The following is an 18,189-nucleotide window of genomic DNA, read 5'->3' as shown; positions in this document are numbered from 1 at the left end:
TCCACCCCGGCAGCGGTTGCCGGTGGGGTAGGTACGGGGGGAGTGGGACGGATTTGGTGGGTGCGGAGGGAGTTTGATGGGATGGGGCGCGTGCCGAGTCTCCTCCGACGCGTCGGCGTCACGTCCGTCCTGCTGGCCGTCCTGACCGCTGCCGGGTGCACGGGCACGGCGGAACGCCCCGCCGCCCCGGCGACCCCGGGCGCCGCGAGCCCGTCGGCCGCACCGGCACCGGCCGGCGACCCCGCCGCCCGGGCCGCCGCGCTGGTCGCCACGCTCGGCGACGAGGACCTGGTCGGCCAGGTGCTCATGCCGTACGCCTACGGCAGCTCGGCCACGGACGTCTCCGCCGGGTCGGCGCAGGGCAACAAGGCCCTGGCCGGGGTCGCCACGCCGGCCGAGATGATCGCGAAGTACCGGCTCGGCGGGCTGATCCTGGTCGGGTTCTCCGCCGACGACCCGACCTCGGGCAACCAGGAGACCACCAACGTCGACAACCCGAAACAGGTCCACGGGCTGACCACCGGACTGCGCGCCGCCGCCGGCAAGCTCCCCGCCGGCACGGCACCCTTCCTGATCGGCACCGACCAGGAGTACGGCGTGGTCACCCGGATCACCGACGGGGTGACCCAACTGCCCAGCGCCCTCGCCGCCGGGGCCGCCGACGACCCGGCGCTCACCGAGGCCGCCTGGCGGGCCGCCGGCACCGAACTCGCCGCCATGGGGATCAACCTCGACTTCGCCCCGGTCGCCGACGTGCTCGCCACCCGCAGCACGGTGATCGGCTCCCGCTCCTTCGGAGCCGACCCGAAGCGGGTCTCCGCCCAGGTCGGCGGGGCGGTCCGGGGACTACAGGGCGCAGGCGTGGCGGCCACCCTCAAGCACTTCCCCGGGCACGGGCACAGCTCCGCCGACTCGCACGCCGAGCTGCCGGTGCTCACCCAGTCCCGGAAGGTCCTCGACACCGGGGCGCTGCCCCCGTTCGCCGCCGGCATCGACGCGGGAGCCTGGGCGGTCATGTCCGCCCACCTCGACGTCCGGGCCGTCGACCCGGGCACCCCGGGCACCTTCTCCCGCAAGCTCCTCACCGACGTGCTCCGCGGCCAGCTCGGGTTCCAGGGCGTGGTGATCACCGACGGCATGAACATGGCCCCCGCGAAGCGCTACCCGCCGGGCGAGGCGGCGGTGCGGGCGCTCAACGCCGGCAACGACCTGATCCTCATGCCGCCCAACGTGACCCAGGCCTACGACGGGCTGCTCGCCGCCCTGCGGGACGGTTCGCTGCCCCGTACCCGGCTGGTCGAGGCGGTCACCCGGGTGCTGACCCTGAAGTTCCGGCTGGCCGACCGGCCCACCCCGGAGATGTCCACCCTGACCGACGACGTCCACGACAAGGCCGCCCGTGACCTGGCAGCCGCCGCGGTGACCGTGCTGCGCGGCTCGTGCACCGCCGCGAGGGTCACCGGGCCGGTCACCGTCACCGCCTCCGGCGGGCGGGAGCGGACCCGCGCCGCGCTCACCGAGGCGCTGACCGCGGCCGGAGTGCGGGTGGTGCCCAGCGGCGGCACGGTGGTGCACCTGGTCGGCTACGGCGACGGGGCCGGTGACCTGCGCGCCGACGCCGACGTGACGGTCGCCATGGACACCCCGTACGTGCTGGCGAAGGCGACCTCACCGACGCTGCTGGCCACCTGGTCGTCGAGTCGCGTGTCGATGGTCGGGCTCGCCGCCGTGCTGGCCGGCAAGGCCCGCCCGACCGGTCGCGCCCCGATGCCGGTGACCGGCCTGCGCGCCCCGACCTGCCCCCGCTGACCTGCGTGTGCGCCGTCGGGTGGGAGCTCGCGCGCACTCGGCCCGGCGGCCGGGTCCCGGCTGGTAGCGTTCGCTCCGAGCACCGGCGGAGCGGGTGAACGGGGGGCGAGTGCGGTGACGCGACCGGAGCCCGCCCTCTCCGTGGTGGTGCCGATGTACAACGAGGAGAGCGTGCTGCCGGCACTGGCCGGACGCCTCCGTGCCGTGCTCGACGACCTCGGCGAGGCGTACGAGGTGGTGGCGGTCGACGACGGCAGCGACGACGGCACCGCCACCGGCCTGACCGTGCTGCGGGCCGGCTGGCCGCAGCTGCGGGTGCTGCGACTGCGACGCAACAGCGGACACCAGGCCGCCCTGGTCGCCGGGGTGCTCCGGGCCCGGGGCCGGCATGTGGTCAGCATCGACGCCGACCTCCAGGATCCGCCCGAGACGATCGTCGAGATGCTCCGCGTCGCCCGTGCCGACGACCTCGACGTGGTCTACGGCGTCCGGGTCGACCGGAGCACCGACGGTCCGTTCAAGCGGTGGACCGCCGCCGGCTACTACCGGCTGATGCGTCGCCTGGTCGGCAAGCAGGTCCCCGCGCAGGCCGGCGACTTCCGGCTGCTCAGCCGGGCGGTCGTCGAGGCGCTGCGGGAACTGCCCGAGCCCGCGCCGGTGCTCCGGCTGGTGGTCCCCTGGCTGGGCTTCCCCAGCGGGGAGGTGACCTACCAGCGCCACCGGCGGGCCGCCGGGCGGACCAAGTACCCGCTGTCCCGGATGGCCGGGCTGGCCGCGCAGAGCGTCACCAGCTTCTCCGCCGCGCCGCTGCGCTTCGCCACCTGGCTCGGGCTCGTCGGGGTGGCGGTCTGCGGTCTGCTGGTGGTCTTCACCGTCGTCGCCTGGGCGCTCGGGGCCACGGTCGACGGGTGGCCCTCCCTCTACGTGGCGATCCTCTTCCTCGGTGCGGTGCAACTGCTCTGCCTGGGCCTGCTCGGTGAGTACGTCGGGCGGATCTACACCGTGGTGCAGGGACGCCCGGCGTACGTCGTGGCCGCCGACACCGCCGCCGACGAGCAGGGCGACCGTGCCGCCGGTGGCCCGGCCGACGAGCCCGCCGCCACGGCCGGCGACCCGGTCGCCGCCCGCGAGGCCGGTGGCCCGACCGCCCTGGCCGACAGCCTGCGGTGACCGCGCTCGCCACCGGAACCCCACCGGACGTCGCGCCGACCCGCCGGCCGGTCGCCGCCCGCGTCGCCCCGCCGCTGGTCGGGTACGCCGTCGTCGCGGCCGTCCTGCTCGCCACCGGCACGCCCGCCGTCGACCTGGCCCGGTTCACCGGGTACGCGCTGCTCGGCGTGCTGCTGCCCGGCACGCTCGTGCACCGGGCGCTGCGCGCCCGCCCGCACACCCTGGTCGAGGACCTGGCGGTCGGCGCGGCGGTCGGGCTGGTGCTGGAGCTGGCCGCCTGGGCGGTGTGCACCGCGCTCGGCGTGCCGCACCTGCTCCGGTTCTGGCCGCTGGCGGTGGTGGTGCCGTTCCTGGCGGTGCCCCGGCTGCGCCGGCACTGGCGGGTCACCGGTCACACCCCGGTCCCGACCGGCTGGGCGTGGTCGCTGACCGCCGTGGTCGCCGGCTTCACCTGGTACCTCGCCGAGTCGTTCCTCCGCCCCAACCCGGTGCTCCCCGACGGCGAGGGTCAGGCCCAGTACATCGACCTGGCGTTCCAGCTCTCGCTGGCCGGCGCGGCCACCCACCAGGTGCCGCCCGAGGTGCCGCAGGTGGCCGGGGAGCCGCTGCACTACCACTGGTTCGGCTTCGCCCACCTGGCGTCGGCCAGCCTGGTCAGCGGGGTGGACCTGCCCACGGTCTTCTTCCGGCTGGCCGTACCGGCGCTCTGCGCGCTGGCCGCCGTGCTGGTCGCGGTGGTCGGCTGGCGGATCAGCGGCCGGGCGTACGTGGGCGTCGGCGCGGCGGCACTGATGTTCACCGTCGGCGAGTTCGGCTACGAGAACGGCGTCCGCCAGCTCTTCGGCACCCAGGCCACCTTCATCGTCTGGGGCAGCCCGTCGATGACGTACTCCTGGGTGCTGCTGCTGCCGTTGCTCGCCGCGCTGGCCGAGGTCGTCGGCCGGGCCCGGGGCAGCGCGGTGCCGCCGCTGGGCCGGGGGGCGTGGGTGCTCGCCGCGCTGTTCCTGGCCGCCTCCACCGGGGCGAAGGCCAGTTCCGTGCCGGTGGCGCTCGGCGCGCTGGGCTTCACCGCCGTGGTCCTGCTGGTGGTGCGCCGCCGGGTGCCCCGCGCGCTGCTCGGGGCGGTCGGGCTGGCGTTGGCCGCGCAGCTGTTCGCCACCGCCGTGCTGTTCCGTTTCGTCAGCCACGGGGTCACCGTCGACCCGTTCTCCGGCCTGCGCCCGTACGTGCCGTCGTCCGGCTCGGCCACCGCGCTGGTCTGGGTCGCCGTGACCGTCGCGTTCCTGCTCAACCTCCAGCTCCGGCTGGCCGGGGTGCTGGCCCTGGTCGGGGTACGCCGGGGCCGGCTGGAGCCGGTGCAGCTCCTGCTGCTCGGCGGGGCCCTCGCCGGGCCGGCGATCTACCTGCTGGTCGGGCACCCGGGCAGCAGCAACCAGTACTTCGTCCGGGCCGGTTTCGCCTTCGGGGTGATCCTGTCCGCCTGGGGGTACGCCGAGGTGCTGGACCGGGCCGCGCTGGGGGCCCGGGGGCGGGCGGCGCTCGCCGTCGGGGCAGCCGGCCTGGCACTGTTGCTCACCGTGATCCAGCTCCGGCACCCGGCGACCGTCGGGTCCGGCCCGGCGTATGGCCCGGTGCTGCCGCTGCTGCGCTGGGCGGTCGCGCTGGCCGTGGTGGCGACCGTGCTGGGACTGCTCTGGCCGGCGCTGGTGGGTGGCTGGCCGGCCCTGGCCGGACGGGGTGCGGCGGTGCTGCTGACCGGTGTCCTGGTGGCCGGTGCCCCGGGGCTGGTGCTCGACGCCGCCGCCGCCCGGCGCTTCCCCAACGGTGGGGCGTACGCGGTGGTGCCGATGCCGGCGTCCCGGGTGGAGGCGGCCCGGTGGGTGCGGGAGCACAGTGCCCCGGACGACGTGCTCGCCACCAACGTGCACTGCCGGGTGGTGACCGACGGCTGGTGCGACGCCCGCTCGTTCTGGCTCAGCGGGTACGCCGAGCGTGCGGTGCTGGTGGAGGGGTGGTCCTTCGCCCCCCGGATGGTCGGCCGGGCCGGTGGCGCCTACGCGCCGTTCTGGGACCCCGAGCGGCTGAGCGCCAACGACGCGGCGTTCACCACGCCCACCGCCGCCGGGCTGACCGGGCTGCGCGACCGGTACGGCGTCCGCTGGCTGGTCCTCGACCGCGTGGTCACCCCGGAGTCGTCCGCGCTGGCGGACCTGGCCGACCTGCGGTTCCGCAACGACCGGATGAGCGTCTACCGCCTCCGCTGACGCCCCTCCGGACACCCCACCAAAAAGCGTGAGGAGGGGTCCCCTGCTCACCAAAAAGCGTGAGCAGGGGACCCCTCCTACCACCTGGCGTGGTGGGGGCTGGCCGGATCGGTCAGCCCAGGGGGACCTGGTAGGCCCGTGCCGCGTCGCCGGACTCGATGGCGGCCAGCAACGAGCTGGCCGTACCGCCGGTGACCGGGACCACGACGGTCACCTGACCGCCGGCGGTCAGCTCGACCGTGCGGGTGCCGAGGGCACGCTCACCGTCCCAGGTGTACAGGTACGCCGTACCGGCGCGGTCGGCGCGCAGGGTGACCCGCACCCCGTCCGCGGTGACCTGCTGGTCGGTCACCCGCAGTGCCTTCTCGGGCAGCTTCGCCACGGCGGCCGGGGCCACTCCGTCCATCGCGGACTGCGCGATGGTCTGCGGGCTGTGCACACTCCGGGCGGCGGTGGCCGGGAAGATCGGCTTGCTCGGCTCCCGGTCGGCCGGGGTGTAGCCGGGGAGCGTCACCAGACCGTAGCGGTACGGGTCGGCCCGTACACCGGTGAAGGTGGACCAGCCCAGCCGGGACTGCGAGCTGAGGTCCTGGGTGTCCGAGTCGTAGACCAGCACGTTGAAGCCCATCCGGGCCGGGTCGACCGCGTCCGGCAGCACCGAGAACGGGATGCTCGCCTCGATGGTGTAGCCGGTGTAGGGCTCGTTGACCTTGCTGACCACGGTCATCCCCGGTGCGGTCTGCGCGCCCGGACCCTGCCGGTTGTCGGCGTCCCGCTGCCAGCACGGCGGGTTGCCGTTGGCCGGGTCGTCGGTGATCGGGAAGATGCCGGCCTTGAAGACCGTGGAGGTGTCCGAGGAGTTGCCCTTCGGGTCGACGATGATCTCCACGCTGTCGGTACGCCGCTGCCGCTTGCAGTCCTGCGGCACGACCTTCTTGCCCAGCACGTCGTCGGTGACCTGCACGATCACCTTCAGCGCGTCCTCGGTGTACGCGATGCGCCCGACCGCCGAGGCGTCCTGCGGCGTGGTGGACTGCCCCTCCCAGATCCGGGAGAAGTCCAGCTCCTCGCCGGGGTACTCGCCCGGCGTGGCCGCACCGTCGACCTCGTGGTCGTGTCCGGCGTGCGGGACCTCGCTGGTCGGCACGATCTCCAGCGCGCCGGCCTCCACATTGGTGCCGGACTGGCTGGTGGTGGTGATGGTGATGCCGTAGTCGCCGTTGACGCCGCCCTCATTGGCGGTCGGCAGCGACGGGTCGCTGTTGGTCACGGTGAAGGTGACCGAACCCGTCGCCCCGGCGGCCAGGTTGGTGTAGCTCTTCGTCGCCGCGTCGGCGGTGAAGCCGGCCGGCAGGCCGAGGGCGACCGTGCCGCTCTGCGCGGTCGTACCGTGGTTGCGCAGGTCCACGCGGACCTCGCGGCTCTTGCCGGAGCCGAGGGTGAGCACCGGCTTGATCAGGGTGTCCAGCTGCGGGTAGCCCTCCGCGCCGGCCCAGTCGCGGAAGATGCCGACCTCGGGCAGCGGCTCCAGGGTGCCCCGGACGTCGGCGACGACCCGGACGGCCCGGTCGGTGCGACCGGTGCCCTGGCCGGTGGTCAGGGTCGCGCCGAGCAGTGACTGCTGGTTGGTGTCGGCGTCGGCCGGGACGGTGACGGTGAAGGTGACCGTCCGCTCCTTGCCCGGCGCCACCGCGCCGCGCAACGTGCCGGAGCCCTCGGCGGTCCAGCCCTCGGGCAGTCGCAGGGAGACGGTCGGTGTGGTCAGCGCCCGCTTGGCGGCCCGTACGTGGGCGGTGACCTCGACGGTCTGACCGGGGGTGAGGTCGAACCGGTCGGCGGTCAGGTGGAACTCGGTGTCCTCGGGGAGCTGACCGGCGGCGGGCGGCAGCACCGAGCCGCGCAGGATCGCCTCGGGGGAGGTGTCGGCCGGGTCGTACGGCACCCGGCTGTCGACCAGGGTGTAGAAGTCGCAGCGGATCTGCGCCGGTGTGGTCGGCGCGGCGGCGGTGTTCGCCCAGCCCTGGGTGACGTAGTCGCGGCGGGCGTCCACCTCGATCTCGCCCCAGGTCTTGCCGGTCTTGCTCGGGGTGCCCTCCCAGACGCCGAAGACCTGGTCGGTGGGGACCGTGGGCGTGAAGCTGGTCGCGCAGGCCGGGCCGGCGGAGGAGGTGCCGGTGCCCCCGGTACGCAGGAACTTCGCCGCCCGGAACGGGGTGAGCCCCTCCTTGGTGATCTGCTCGGGGAACGCCTTCGGGTCGGCGGCGGCGTGGAACGCCTCGGCGGCGAACCGGGCCGCCTGCTGGTGGTTGCCGTGGTTGCCCGGGGTCGGCGACGGGTTCATCGTCATGACGATCTCGGGCCGGGTCGTCCGGATCACCCGGACGATCTGGGCCAGGGTGTCGTCGTGGCCCCAGATCTGCTCGGACAGGGGCGCGGAGGCGGTGTACCAGAAGTCGACCCGGTCCAGGTTGTAGAGGTTCTCCACCCCGGCGCGGCCGATGGCGGTGCGCTCCTCGCGTTCCCGGATGATGCCCAGCGGCGGGCCCTCCTCCAGGCCGACGGCGTTGCCGCCGCCCTCGCCGCGGGTGATGGTGACGACGCCGGAGCGGACGCCGTGCTTCTCCTTCCACTGGCCGAGGGTGGCCAGGCTGCTGGCCTCGTCGTCGGGGTGGGCGCTGACGAAGAGGACGTCCAGGTCGACCGCGTCGGTCGGCGTGGCGCCGGTGGTGTCGGCGGGGGCGGCGAAGGCTCCGGGTGCCCCGGACAGAGCCAGGGCGAGCGCGGTGGGTAACAGGAACGCCTTGAATCGCATGCAGATCCTTCCGCTTCACGCGGTGTCCGGGCAGCGACCCGCGGCGTCGGACGCACGGCGGCGTCGACGCTCCGGTCGCGTTCGGACGGCTGATGGGGGACGGCCGGCGCGAGGCACGACAGGGCACCGGGCACCGGGGTACGCAGCGGTACGGGTAGCCGTACACACTGGAAGGCCTTCGCCGGTGACGCTAGGGACCGGTGTGCCGGCCCGTCAATCCTTTGCAAGGTCTTTCTTTGTTTGCGGAAGAAATAAAGTCCCCCCGCGAAGGCCATGATCACCCGGTGCATTCCGCGCGGTTGCGCTCGGTCAGCGCCCCTGGCGATGGCGTGTTTTTCCAGCTAGTGGCGGTTCCTCTCGGCACCCCGAGACGGATTCGTGACTTGACTCGTTAATTCGTTCGCCGTAGGAAGGAAGTGTGACTGACGTGGTGACGCCACCGACGAGCCCGGTGAGCCGGGAGCGGGCGAAGGAGATCAAGCGGCTTTCCGTGATCTCCACCGCCCGCCAGGTGCGGGTGCTCTCCCGCGCCGAGCTGACCGAGCTCACCGGGCTGAGTCCCGCCACGCTCACCCCGCTGGTCCGTGAGCTGATCGCCGAGGGTTACCTCATCGAGCGGGGGCCCGGGGCGTCCCGGGCCGGCCGGCCCCGGGCGATGCTGGAGTTCAACCCCCGGGCCGAGCTGGTCGCCGCGGTCTCCCTGGAGCCCTCCCGGCTGAGCTGCGAGATCGCCGACAGTGACGGCACCGTTGTCGCCCACCGCACCGTCCGGCTCGCCGGTGACATCGTCGACACCGTCTGCCGGTCCGTGCCCGAGCTGGCCGGCGACGGCCTGCCGGCGCTGCGCGGGGTGGCCATCGCCGCGCCGGGGGTCTCCTCCGGCGGGGCGGTCCGGCTCGCCCCGTCGGTCGGCCTGGTCGAAGGGCTCCCGATCGGGGAGTCGGTGCAGCGACGGCTCGGCGTGCCGGTGGTGGTGGACAACGACGTCAACCTGATGGCCGCCGGCGAGCACGCCGTCGGGGCCGGCAGTGACGTGGCCGACCTGCTGCTGCTGCACGTGGCCGACGGCATCGGCGCCGGTCTGGTGCTCGACGGGCAGGTCCGCCGGGGCGCGGGCGGTGCGGCCGGCGAGGTCGGCTTCCTGCCGCTCGACCCGACCGACCGGGGTCACGACGGGATCGGTCCGTTCGAGTCCCGCTGGTCGGAGAACGCCATCGCGGAGCGGATGGTCGCCCTGGCCCCCGGGCGACGACCGGACGCCCCGGTGGCGGCCCTGGTCGAGCTGGCCGGCACCGACGAGCGGGCCGCCGCCTACCTGGACGAGGTGCTCACCGCCTGGTCCCGGCTGATCGTCTCCTGCGTCTGCGTCGTCGACCCGGGCCGGGTGCTGCTCAGCGGGGCCGCCGCCCAGCTCGACGACGCGGCCGTCGACCGGCTCCAGCGGCTGGTCGCCGCCGCCGTCCCCAGCCCGACCGAGGTACGCCGGGCGGTGCTCGGTGACCGCGCGGTGCTGCACGGTGCGGTCAGCTACGCGCTCTCCGCGGCCGCCGCCGGTCTGCCCCACCTGCTTCCCAGTCCCTGATCAGACCACGCAGTTCCCCATCACCCGGAGGTACCCCATGAGACGTCGCCTTCTCCTCGCCGGGGCGCTCGCCACCGTGCTCGCCGCCGGCACCGCGTGCGGTGGCGGCGGTGGCGGTGACGACGCGGCCGGCGGCGCGGCCGCCGAGAAGCTGACCATCTACACCGCCCGCGACAAGAAGGTCTCCACCTACGTGGTGGAGCAGTTCACCGCCAAGTACCCGGAGTACAAGGGCAAGGTCGAGATCCTCAACCTGGGCGCGCAGGAGATCCTGGAGCGGGTCCGGGCGGAGAAGGCCAACCCGCAGGCCGACGTCTGGTGGGGCGGCACCCAGCAGGGACTCTCCGCCGGAGCCGGCGAGGACCTGCTCGCCCCGATGCAGCCGAGCTTCGCCGGCAAGATGGACGCCCGGTACAAGGACGCCGAGGGCCGCTGGTTCGGGGAGATCCTGCTGCCCGAGGTGATCATGTACAACAACAAGGCCCTCACCCCGGAGCAGGCCCCGAAGGACTGGGACGACCTGCTCAAGCCGGAGTGGAAAGACAAGATCATCATCCGGGACGTGGCCGCGTCCGGGACCATGCGGTCGATCTACGCCGCGATGATCGTGCGGCAGTCGGCCGACGGCAGCAACCCGCAGCCCGGCTACGACTGGCTCAAGAAGCTCGACGCCAACACCGGCGCGTACGCCGCCAACCCGGCCGACCTGTACCTGAAGCTCTCCCGCCAGCAGGGCGTGCTGAGCGCCTGGAACCTCCAGGACATCCTGCTCCAGGCCAACCAGTCGAACATGCCGTTCGGCTACGTGATGCCGGCCTCCGGCGCGCCGGTGCTGGTGGACGGCCTCGCCGCGGTCAAGGGCGGTAACACCGAGGGTGCGCAGAAGTTCCTCGAGTTCCTCTTCGACGACAAGCTCCGCGCCGACCTGGCCAAGGACTACTTCCAGATCCCGGCGGTGGAGATCGCCGAGGAGCCGGAGTGGCTGGCCAAGCTCGAACTCAAGCCGCTCGACGTCGACTGGAACGTGATCGGCAAGAACGAGACCGACTGGATCAACCACTGGAACAGCCAGATCAAGAACAAGGGCTGACTGCGCGTACGCCGGACCGGTCGACCCGGTCCGGCGTACCCGCCCGTCAGTGCTGCGTGGCGACCAGGCGGCGTACCGCACGAAGGAGAGGGCCTCATGATCGATGTCACGCTGGAATCGGTGAGCAAGCGCTTCGCGCGCGGTGGCGACACCGCCGCCGTGGACGACGTCGACCTCACCATCGCCGCCGGGGAGTTCTTCACCCTGCTCGGCCCGAGCGGCTGCGGCAAGACCACCACCCTGCGCATGGTGGCCGGGTTCTACTTCCCCACCTCCGGGCGGATCCGCTTCGGCTCCGAGGACGTCACCCGCCGGCCGCCGAACAAGCGCGACACCGGCATGGTCTTCCAGAACTACGCGCTCTTCCCGCACATGAGCGTGGCGCAGAACGTCGCCTACGGGCTGAAGATCCGCAAGGTCAACCGGGCCGAGTCGCGGCGGCGGGTCGAGGAGGCGCTCGGCGAGGTGCACCTCGGCGGGTACGGCGAGCGGCGCATCGACGAGCTCTCCGGGGGCCAGCAGCAGCGGGTCGCCCTGGCCCGCGCGCTGGTGATCCGCCCGCGCACCCTGCTGCTCGACGAGCCGCTGTCGAACCTCGACGCCAAGCTGCGCGAGGAGACCCGTACCGAGATCCGCCGGATCCAGAAGGACGCCGGCACGACCGCCATCTACGTCACCCACGACCAGGCCGAGGCGATGGCCATGTCGGACCGGATCGCGGTCATGCAGTCCGGCCGGGTGCAGCAGATCGGCGCCCCGCAGGAGATCTACCACCGCCCGGCCAACGCCTTCGTGGCGCGTTTCATCGGCCGCAGCAACGTGCTCGACCTGCCGGTGGTCGGCGCGGCCGAGCGGAGCGTCACCGTCCGGCTGCCCGGCGGCGGCGAGGTCGCCGTCGGCGCGCCCGCCGGACACGGCCGCCGGGCCGGGGAGAACGCCCTGGTGTCCGTCCGCCCCGAGCACATCGCCCTGACGTCGACCACCGACCCGGACGCGCTGCCCGGCCAGGTCACCGAGGTGGAGTTCACCGGCATGGCCACCAACCTCGTCATCGACGTGGCCGGCGAGTCGGTGCAGGTGGCCGCGGTGGACGTACCGGCCGGCATCGCCGTCGGTGACCAGGTCGGCCTGCGGCCCAACCGGGAGCGGATGTGGGTGGTGCGGCCATGAGCACCATCCCGGCCACCCCCAGCCCGGCCACCGTGCCGCCGGTCACCGACGACCCGACGCCACCGCGCGCCCCGCGCCGCCGGCTCGCCGACCGCCTCGGCGGCGGTACCGGCTCGCGCTGGTTCCCGTACCTGCTGGTCTTTCCGCTCGCCCTGATCCTCTTCGGGTACGTCGTCCAGCCGATGTTCGCCACCTTCGCCGAGAGCGTCGGCGTGGACGGGGTGGAGAACTACGGTTCCTTCCTGACCGGCGACGGCGTGGCCCGGTCCGCCCTGGTCACCTCGCTGATCATCTCCGCGGCCAGCGTGCTGCTCTGCGGGGTCGTCGGCGTGGCGATGGCCTTCCTGCTCAAGCGCTTCTCGTTCCCCGGGCGCCGGCTGATCGAGGCGATCATCCTGGTGCCGGCGGCCCTGCCGCCGCTGATCGGGGCGATCTCGTTCCAGCTGCTCTACTCCGAGACCGGCATCCTGCCGCGCGGGCTCCAGCAGCTGTTCGGCACCGAGAACCCGGTGCTGCCGTTCAGCGGCATCGCCGGTGTGCTGGTGGTGCACACGTTCACCATGTACCCGTACTTCTACCTGGCCACCTCGGCCGCGCTGACCGGGATGGACCCGTCGGTGGAGGAGGCGGCGTACAACCTGGGGGCGAACCGGGTCCGGGTGTGGCGGACGGTGCTGCTGCCGATGCTCACCCCGGCCCTGGTCTCCGCCTCGCTGCTGGTCTTCATGACCTCGCTGGCGTCGTACACCGCCCCGCTGCTGTTCGGGGTGGACCAGACGATGACCATGCAGATCTACATCAACCGCACCAACGGCGACCTGCCGATGGCCTCCACGTACGCCTCGGTGCTCGGCGTGGTCTCGGTGCTGTTCCTGCTCACCATGCGCTGGTACGAGGGGCGGCGCAGCTACCGCTCCCAGTCCAAGGGCGTGGCCAGCCACCGGCGGGAGATCACCAACCCGTTCGGCCGCTGGGCGGCGCTGGGCGCGTCGCTGCTGGCCACCGCCGTGCTGCTCGCCCCGGTCGCGACCATCGCCCTGGTCGCGTTCTCCGCGGACGGATCCTGGACCACCGAGGTCATCCCGGCGTCCTACACCTGGCAGAACTTCGTCACGATCTTCTCCGACCCGGACGCGTTCCAGCCGATCCTGAACTCGCTCCAGATGAGCGTGATCGCCACCGTCGGCTGCGTCGTGGTCGGCGTGCTCATCGCGTACGCGGTGCGCCGGCTGGACTTCCGCGGCCGGGGCCTGCTGGACGTGGCGGTCATGCTGGCCTGGGCGCTGCCCGGCACGGTGGTGGCGATCAACCTGATCTCGGCGTTCAGCACCGGCAACGCGTTCAGCTTCGGGCAGGTGCTGATCGGCACCTTCTGGATCATGCCGCTGGCGTACTTCGTCCGGTTCCTGCCGCTGGTGTTCCGGTCCAGCTCGGCCACCCTGGCGCAGATCGACCCGTCGCTGGAGGAGGCCGCCCGCAACCTGGGCGCGTCCTGGTGGCGGGCGTTCGGCTCGGTGACCCTGCGCCTGATGCTCCCCGGCGTGCTGGCCGGCGCGCTGCTGGCCTTCGTGCACGGGGTCGGCGAGTTCGTCGCCTCGGTGCTGATCTACACCTCGGAGACCGCGCCGATCTCAGTGGAGATCAACAACCGGATGTACTCGTTCGAGGTCGGCACCGCCGCCGCGTACGGCATGCTCCAGGTCGTGCTGATCTTCGCGGTGATGGTGCTCTCCGGTCGCCTGGAGGGCGGCCGGCGGTCGAGTCGGGAGGCGGCGAAGTGGACGGCCTGACGGCCTGGCCGACCGGGGGCGGATTGATCCCCGCCACCCGGATCCCCGGCGGCGAACTGCCCGCCGTCGCCGCGGCGGCCGACTTCGCGGTGCTGCCGGTCGGCGCGGTCGAGTGGCACGGCCCGCACCTGCCGATCGGCACCGACCTGATCCTCGCCGAGGGCTTCGCGCACGAGAGCGCGGTGGCGGCACCGGCGCGCGGGGGCGCGGCGGGCGTGCCGGCCACCGGGAGCGCGGCGGGCGTGCCGGCCGGCGGGGACGCCGTCGGTGGTCCCGGTCCGCGCGGGGTGGTCTTCCCCGCCGTGCCGTACGCCGCCTGCCCCGGCCAGACCCGGCCCTGGCCGGGGACCGTGGCGATCCGTCCGGAGATCGCCGTCGGCTACCTCGCCGACGTGATCGAGGGAATCGTGGCCGCCGGCTTCCCCCGGCTGCTGATCGTCAACGGGCACGACGCGAACATGTCCACCGTCCGGGCCGCGATGGAGTGGGTCTCCGGGCGACGCACCGTCAGCCTGCTGCTGGTCAACTGGTTCCAACTGGTCACCCCGGAGGAGACCGCCGCGCTGTACGGGCCGCTGCCGGCGCGCGGGCACGGCGGGGCGTACGAGACGTCCGGCGTGCTCGGTTTCGACCCGGACGCGGTCCGCCTCGGCGTGGTCGACGACCTGCCGCCGAAGCCGAAGCTGCCGGTGACCCACCCGTACGTGCTCGTCGAGTCCCGTCCCGACCCGTGGCAGGGCTGGTCCGGGCACATCTCGCTGGCCGACGAGACGATCGGGCGGCGGGTCCGGGAACTGGCCGGCGGGCGGCTGCGCGAACTCGTCGCCGCCTGGGTGGCCGCCGAACCCCCGGCCGCCCCCGCCGCCGACCCGCTGCCCGCCGATCCGCCGCCTGCCGATCCGTCGCCCACCGCCGATCCGCCGCCTGCCGACCCGCCGCCCACCGCCGATCCGCCGCCCGCCGCCCCGGCTGCCGCCGCCGGGCGACCCCCGGGTCCGGTCGGCACCGACCTGCTGCCCGAGGAGACCGCGTGACCGTCGACCGGGGACTCGACGTCGTCGACTTCCACCTGCACTTCCGCATCGGCGCGGACCGGACCGTCTCCGCCTGCGAGGACGCCGCCGGCATGCACCCGGGCGGCGAGCACGAGCGCGCCGTCCGGGCCGCCGGCTCCGCCCCGTACGCGACGCGGTGGCGGCAGGCGTGGGGCTTCCCCGACCCGGAGCCGCCGGCAGAGCGCTGGCAGGACGAGGCGGACCGGTGGGCGGAGGAGTTGCGGGCGGTGCACGTCCGGCGGGCGGTCTTCGTCACCGGTGGCGGCAACGACACCCTCGCCGACGTGGTCGACCGGCACCCCGACCTGCTGCTCGGCTTCGCCCACCACGACCCGTACGGCCCCGGGGCCGCCGCCGAGCTGGAACACGCGGTGGTCGAACGCGGGCTGCGCGGGCTGAAGCTCTTTGCCCCGCTGCTGCGCGGCCCCCTCGACGACGAGGCCCTCGACCCGCTCTGGGGCACCGCCCAGCGGCTCGGCGTGCCGGTGCTCATCCACATCGGCCACTACGGCAGCGCCGGTGGCCTCTCCCACGGCCGGTACGGAGGCCCGGACGAGCTGGCCCGGATGGCCCGGCGCTTCCCGGAGCTGGCCGTCGTGGTGCCGCACTTCGGCGTCCAGCACGTGCAGGACCTGTTCTTCGCCGCGTGGGGCTGCCCGAACATCCACGTCGACACCTCCGGCTCCAACCAGTGGGTGCGCTGGATGCCCTACAAGCTGACCCTGGAGGACCTCTTCCGTCGCTGTTACGAGACCATCGGCCCGCACCGGATCGTCTTCGGCAGCGACTCGTCGTGGTTCCCGCGCGGATACGTCACCCGCTACCTCGACGACCAGCTCCGGATCTGCCGGGAGCTGGGCCTGCCCGACGACCACCTGCGCGCCATCTTCGCCGGGAACGCCGAGCGGCTGCTCGGCCTGGACGACTGACCGGCCGACCGACCGGCTGACGTCGGGCGCGACGAGCGGTGCCGCGCCCGGCCTGGAAGGAAGTAGAGACCGTCATGAGCACACCCCCGCTGACCACCTACCAGCGGCACCACCTGCGGCCCACGTACGACCACCACGTCGGGTACCTGTTCCCGGCGATGGTGCGGGCCAGCCAGGCGCACGTGGTGATGCTGACCGAGCAGGGACTCGTCCCCGCCGAAAGGGGCGCCCGACTGCTGCGCGGCCTCGCCGAACTGCGCGCCGACCACGCGCCCGCGCCGGAGTTCGACGGCAGCTTCGAGGACACCTACTACCTGCTGGAGAAGCGGCTCGCGCAGGCGTGCGGCATCCCCGCGTCCGAACTGGACGTGCAGATGGCCCGCAGCCGCAACGACCTGGACGCCGGGGTGTTCCGGATGCTCCTGCGCGACCAGCTCGTCGGCGTGCTCAACCGGGTCCTCGCCACCGGGACGACCGTCCTCGACGCCGCGCACCGGTACGCCGACGTGGTGATCACCGGCTACACCCACCGCCGGCCGGCCCAGCCCACCACCATCGGGCACGCCCTGGCCGGCTACGCCGAGGCGCTGGCCGGTGAGGCCGTCGCCTACGCCGATCTGATCGAGGCGTTGAACACCTCGCCGCTGGGCTCCTGCGCGTTCGCCGGCACCGACCTGGACATCGCCCCCGCCCGGGTGGCCGAACTGCTCGGCTTCGGCGGGCTGGTCACCAACTCGTACGAGGCGGTGGCCGGGGCCGACCACCTCGTCCGGGTGGGCACGCTCAACGCGCAGGCCCTCGCCACCGGCGCGCGGCTGGCCCGCACCCTGATGGACTGGCTGACCTGGCGCTGGGTGACCACCCCCGGCGACTTCACCCAGGGCAGCAGCATCATGCCGCAGAAGCGCAACCCGGTGGTCCTGGAGCACCTGGTCTCGATGGCCGGCGCGACCGCCGCCGACGCCGCCAGCGTGCTCAACAACGTCGGCGCGGCCTGGTGGGAGGACTCGAACAACGCCACCACCGACGTGCAGGTGCGCCTCTGGGAGAGCAACGACCGTACCGACCGGTTCTTCGCCCTGCTCGGCGGCTTCCTCGCCGAGATCGAACCGCTCGAACCGCCGTCGGCGGAGGAGATCGTCGCCTCCGGGGCGACCACCACCGCCGCCGCGGACGCGCTGACCCGGCACGGGGTGCCGTTCCGGGCCGCCCACTCGGTGGTCGGCCGGCTGGTCCGGGGCGGCGCTCCCGGCACCTGGACCGCCGAGGGCGTCCGGGCGGCGGCCGAGGGGATCGCCGACGGGCTCGACGACACCGCGATCGACGACCTGATCGCCGCCGCCGTCCGTCCCGAGCAGGTGCTCGACCGGGCCCAGGTCGACGGTCCCGGCGCGCAGGCCGTACGGGCCCAGGTGGCGACCCTGCGGGTCGCCTTCGACGCCGTCGCCGACCGGCTCGGCACCGTCCGGGACCGGCTGGCCCGGGCCGACGCCGCCCTCGACGCCGTCGCCGCCGAGCGAGCAGCCCGGTGAGCGCGCGTCCCGTCCCGTCGACCGGAGGTCAGGACCGGTGAGTGTCGGATTGTCCGGGCGGGCGGCCCAGCCCGCGCCGGTGGCCGGTGACCGGCCGGTGCTGCTCGGCATCGACTTCGGCGGCACCAAGATGGCGGTCGGGGTGGCCGACGGGCAGGGCCGGCTGCTGGTCCGCGAACGCGTGCCCACGCACGCCGAACAGGGTGCCCCGCAGGCGCTGGACCGGGCGTTGGCGCTGGCCGCGAAGCTGGTGGCGCAGGTGGGTGGCCCGGTCGCGGCGGCCGGCGTCGCCTCGCCCGGCGTGGTCCGCCCCGACGGCATCGACCTGGCCCCCAACGTGCCCGGTTGGGACCGGCTGCGGCTGGCCGACGCGGTCCGGGAGCGGTTCGGCGTATCCGCCGTCGCGGTGGACAACGACCTGAACGCCGCCGCCCTGGCCGAGCTGCGCCTCGGCGCGCTGCGCGACGCCGATCCCGGGCTGGTGATCGGGATCGGCACCGGCGTGGCGGCGGCGGTCACCGTGGGCGGCCGGGTGGTCGCCGGACACCGGGGCGCGGCCGGCGAGATCGGGTACGCCGTCGCCGGCGGCCCCTGGCCCGGCACCATGCTGGAACTCGACTTCTCCGGCCGGGCGCTGGACCGGCTCGCCGACGAGCAGGGGGTGCCGGGTGGCGCGGCCGGGCTGTCCGCCGCCGCCGCGCGTCCCGGCCCGGCCCGGGACGCGCTCACCACCCGGGTCGACGAGTTCGCCCGGCACCTGGCCACCTGCTGCCTGCTGCTCGACCCCGAGCGGGTGGTGCTGGTCGGCGGGGTGGCCGGCAGCGACCTGATCCGGGGCCTCCTGACCGAGCGGCTCGGTGAGGTGCTGCCCTACCGGCCGGAGGTGGTGCTCTCCCGGTTCGCCGACGATGCCGCCCTGCACGGTGCGGTGATCCTCGCCCGGGAGGCGGTGCCCGCGTCCCGTTGACCGCCCCCGGATGCCGGCG

At 73.9% G+C, this 18,189-nt stretch carries 12 protein-coding genes; 11 read left to right on the top strand and 1 reads right to left on the bottom strand.

Going from position 1 to position 18,189, the window contains the following annotated elements; genetic code table 11:
- Positions 1-81: 81 nt before the first annotated feature.
- From IGA62_RS04685 to IGA62_RS04675, 3 genes are all read left to right on the top strand, one after another.
- Positions 82-1,809 (top strand): glycoside hydrolase family 3 protein, encoded by a 1,728-nt coding sequence (locus IGA62_RS04685; RefSeq protein WP_145816090.1) that lies wholly within the window; start codon positions 82-84, stop codon positions 1,807-1,809.
- A 114-nt stretch (positions 1,810-1,923) separates the two neighbouring features.
- Positions 1,924-2,979, top strand: a complete 1,056-nt coding sequence (locus IGA62_RS04680) for a glycosyltransferase family 2 protein (RefSeq protein WP_280526145.1) — start codon at positions 1,924-1,926, stop codon at positions 2,977-2,979.
- On the top strand, positions 2,976-5,243 hold the full coding sequence (locus tag IGA62_RS04675; protein ID WP_145816091.1) for a hypothetical protein: 2,268 nt from the start codon (positions 2,976-2,978) through the stop codon (positions 5,241-5,243). The genes IGA62_RS04680 and IGA62_RS04675 overlap by 4 nt, the downstream gene beginning before the upstream one ends.
- A 112-nt stretch (positions 5,244-5,355) precedes the next feature.
- Here the strand turns inward: IGA62_RS04675 and IGA62_RS04670 are convergent, their stop codons facing one another.
- Positions 5,356-8,055: a sugar-binding protein gene (locus IGA62_RS04670; protein ID WP_145816092.1), complete on the bottom strand. Its 2,700-nt coding sequence runs from the start codon at positions 8,053-8,055 to the stop codon at positions 5,356-5,358.
- Positions 8,056-8,473: 418 nt separating this feature from the next.
- Between IGA62_RS04670 and IGA62_RS04665 the strand changes: the two genes are divergently transcribed.
- From IGA62_RS04665 to IGA62_RS04630, 8 genes are all read left to right on the top strand, one after another.
- The gene (locus tag IGA62_RS04665) at positions 8,474-9,637 is read left to right on the top strand and encodes an ROK family protein (protein WP_145816093.1); all 1,164 of its coding nucleotides are present in this window, start codon (positions 8,474-8,476) and stop codon (positions 9,635-9,637) included.
- Between the two features lie 37 nt (positions 9,638-9,674).
- On the top strand, positions 9,675-10,727 hold the full coding sequence (locus IGA62_RS04660) for an extracellular solute-binding protein (protein ID WP_145816094.1): 1,053 nt from the start codon (positions 9,675-9,677) through the stop codon (positions 10,725-10,727).
- A gap of 96 nt (positions 10,728-10,823) precedes the next feature.
- Positions 10,824-11,897, top strand: coding sequence for an ABC transporter ATP-binding protein (locus tag IGA62_RS04655; RefSeq protein WP_145816095.1), 1,074 nt, complete (start codon positions 10,824-10,826; stop codon positions 11,895-11,897).
- Positions 11,894-13,687: an ABC transporter permease gene (locus tag IGA62_RS04650; RefSeq protein ID WP_145816096.1), complete on the top strand. Its 1,794-nt coding sequence runs from the start codon at positions 11,894-11,896 to the stop codon at positions 13,685-13,687. Before IGA62_RS04655 ends, IGA62_RS04650 begins: the two co-directional genes overlap by 4 nt.
- Positions 13,675-14,721, top strand: a complete 1,047-nt coding sequence (locus tag IGA62_RS04645; protein ID WP_145816097.1) for a creatininase family protein — start codon at positions 13,675-13,677, stop codon at positions 14,719-14,721. Before IGA62_RS04650 ends, IGA62_RS04645 begins: the two co-directional genes overlap by 13 nt.
- The gene (locus tag IGA62_RS04640; protein ID WP_198501201.1) at positions 14,718-15,671 is read left to right on the top strand and encodes an amidohydrolase family protein; all 954 of its coding nucleotides are present in this window, start codon (positions 14,718-14,720) and stop codon (positions 15,669-15,671) included. Before IGA62_RS04645 ends, IGA62_RS04640 begins: the two co-directional genes overlap by 4 nt.
- 74 nt (positions 15,672-15,745) lie before the next feature.
- Positions 15,746-17,203, top strand: coding sequence for an argininosuccinate lyase (locus IGA62_RS04635; protein ID WP_145816098.1), 1,458 nt, complete (start codon positions 15,746-15,748; stop codon positions 17,201-17,203).
- A 37-nt stretch (positions 17,204-17,240) separates the two neighbouring features.
- Positions 17,241-18,170 (top strand): ROK family protein, encoded by a 930-nt coding sequence (locus tag IGA62_RS04630; protein ID WP_232624873.1) that lies wholly within the window; start codon positions 17,241-17,243, stop codon positions 18,168-18,170.
- The last annotated feature ends 19 nt before the right edge of the window (positions 18,171-18,189 follow it).

Source organism: Micromonospora sagamiensis (genome assembly GCF_014680085.1).
Lineage (GTDB): Bacteria > Actinomycetota > Actinomycetes > Mycobacteriales > Micromonosporaceae > Micromonospora > Micromonospora inyonensis.
The sequence above is the reverse complement of the archived record's forward strand: the minus strand, read 5'-3'. Positions and strand labels throughout refer to the sequence as shown.